The organism is Ruegeria sp. YTSA108 (genome assembly GCF_059610185.1).
Genome location: NZ_JBXWND010000032.1, coordinates 1 through 2,727, shown reverse-complemented (window position 1 = coordinate 2,727; position 2,727 = coordinate 1). Strand labels below are relative to the sequence as shown.

The 2,727-nt window shown below is 60.9% G+C and carries 3 protein-coding genes; all 3 read left to right on the top strand.

What is annotated here, in order from left to right:
- Window positions 1–1,427: formate--tetrahydrofolate ligase (locus tag AC2FHW_RS19855; RefSeq protein ID WP_496822501.1), on the top strand; the 1,427-nt coding region annotated here is incomplete at its 5' end.
- Between the two features lie 58 nt (window positions 1,428–1,485).
- Window positions 1,486–1,791 (top strand): chorismate mutase, encoded by a 306-nt coding sequence (locus tag AC2FHW_RS19850; RefSeq protein WP_142640424.1) that lies wholly within the window; start codon window positions 1,486–1,488, stop codon window positions 1,789–1,791.
- A 52-nt stretch (window positions 1,792–1,843) separates the two neighbouring features.
- On the top strand, window positions 1,844–2,727 hold an 884-nt coding region (gene folD / locus AC2FHW_RS19845; RefSeq protein ID WP_271952851.1), incomplete at its 3' end, for a bifunctional methylenetetrahydrofolate dehydrogenase/methenyltetrahydrofolate cyclohydrolase FolD.

Here is a 2,727-nt window from a genome sequence, read left to right as displayed (position 1 = left end):
TGAACCGGATCGGCAAGAACGCGATGATCTGTATCCGTGAGGCTTCGCTGGGCCCGAACTTTGGCATGAAGGGCGGCGCTGCGGGTGGTGGTTACGCGCAGGTTGTTCCGATGGAAGAGATGAACCTGCACTTCACCGGTGACTTTCACGCCATCACCAGCGCCCATTCACTGCTGTCGGCGTTGATCGACAACCACATCTACTGGGGCAATGAGTGCGAGATCGACATCCGCCGCGTAGCGTGGCGTCGTGTGGTCGACATGAACGACCGCGCGCTGCGTCAGATCACGGCCAGCTTGGGTGGCGTATCGAACGGTTTCCCGCGCGAGACCGGCTTTGACATCACCGTGGCCTCTGAAGTTATGGCGATCCTGTGCCTGGCCAATGATCTGAAAGATCTGGAAAAGCGGTTGGGTGACATCATCGTCGCGTATCGCCGCGACAAGACAGCCGTGTATTGCCGCGACATCAAGGCTGAAGGTGCGATGACGGTGCTGCTGAAGGACGCGATGCAGCCGAACCTGGTGCAGACGCTGGAAAACAACCCGGCCTTTGTCCATGGCGGCCCGTTTGCCAACATCGCGCATGGCTGCAACTCGGTCATTGCGACCAAGACCGCGCTGAAAGTGGCTGACTATGTGGTGACCGAAGCGGGCTTTGGCGCCGATCTGGGCGCCGAGAAATTCATGAACATCAAGTGCCGCAAGGCGGGTATCGCGCCGTCGGCTGTGGTGCTGGTCGCCACCGTGCGTGCGATGAAGATGAATGGCGGTGTGGCCAAGGCTGATCTGGGTGCGGAAAACGTCGACGCGGTCAAATCGGGCTGTGCCAACCTGGGTCGTCACATCGAAAACGTCAAATCCTTTGGCGTGCCGGTTGTGGTTGGCATCAACCACTTCGTCACCGATACCGACGCTGAAGTGCAAGCCGTGAAAGACTATTGCTCTGACCACGGGGTCGAAGCGGTTCTGTCGCGTCACTGGGAGCTGGGGTCGGAAGGTTCGGCGCCGCTGGCCGAGAAGGTGGTCGAAATCGTCGAAGGGGGCACAGCGAACTTTGCGCCGATCTACCCCGACAATATGCCGCTGTTCGAGAAGATCGAAACCATCGCCAAGCGCATCTATCGCGCGGACGAGGTTTTGGCCGACAACAAGATCCGCAACCAGCTGCGTGAATGGGAAGAAGCCGGTTACGGCAACCTGCCGGTCTGCATGGCCAAGACGCAGTATTCCTTCTCGACCGATCCCTCGTTGCGCGGCGCGCCCACCGGCCATTCGGTTCCGGTGCGCGAGGTGCGCCTGAGCGCGGGTGCCGGATTTATCGTGGCGGTCTGTGGTGAGATCATGACTATGCCGGGCCTGCCGCGCAAACCGGCGGCCGAAAGCATCTGCCTCAATGACGCAGGTGAGATCGAGGGCTTGTTCTAAGTCGCCAGATAAGACATCTCGTGATCCGGAGAATGCTCCGGGCCACGAGGAGATCACGATGCCCACTCTGACACCGCCGCAAGACTGCGCAACGATGCAGGATCTGCGGATTCAGATCGACCAGCTGGACCGGCACCTGATCGAGATGCTGGTGAGGCGCGCCAGCTACATTGATCGCGCGTCTGAGTTGAAGCCGGGCGAGGGCCTGCCGGCCCGTATTCCGGATCGTGTTGAAGAGGTGGTGCAAAAGGTGCGTGCCAGCTCTCAGGCGGCGGGGATGGACCCCGATCTGGCCGAGACGCTGTGGCGCATTCTGATTGACTGGTCGATTGCGCGTGAGGAACGTGTGCTCGGCAACGACTGACTGACCGGGCGCCCCAAGCGCCCGATCCGTTTTGGGAAGAAGGGATCGAAGAATGGTAGCGCAGGTTATCGACGGTAAGGCCTTTGCAGCAACGGTGCGGGCACAGGTTGCCGATCAGGTTGCAAAGCTGAAGGACGAAAATGGCATCACCCCTGGTCTGGCCGTGGTTCTGGTGGGCGAAGACCCGGCCAGCCAGGTCTATGTCCGCTCGAAGGGCAAGATGACCGTCGAGGTCGGCATGAACTCGTATGAGCACAAGCTGGATGTGGACACCTCCGAGGCAGACCTGCTGGCATTGATCGACAAGCTGAATACCGATCCCGCAGTCCACGGCATTCTGGTGCAACTGCCGCTGCCCAAGCATCTGAACGAAGATCTGGTGATCAATTCGATCGACCCGGCCAAGGATGTCGACGGGTTCCACATCTCGAATGTGGGCCTGCTGGGCACCGGTCAGAAATCGATGGTGCCCTGTACCCCACTGGGCTGCCTGATGATGCTGCGTGATCACCACGGCTCATTGTCCGGAATGGACGCGGTTGTGATCGGCCGCTCGAACATCGTTGGCAAGCCGATGGCGCAACTGCTGCTGGGCGACAGCTGCACCGTGACCATCGCGCATAGCCGCACCAAGGATCTGCCCGATGTTGTCCGTCGCGCGGATATCGTTGTCGCCGCTGTGGGCCGCCCCGAGATGGTGCCCGGCGACTGGATCAAGGAAGGCGCCACGGTCATCGACGTGGGCATCAACCGCATTGAACGCGACGGCAAGAACAAGCTGGTTGGAGACGTGGATTACGCCAGCGCCGCCGAACGCGCCGGAGCAATCACCCCCGTCCCCGGTGGCGTCGGCCCCATGACAATCGCATGCCTGCTGGCCAACACCCTGACCGCCGCATGCCGCGCAAACAAACTCCCCGAACCAGAAGGCCTGAC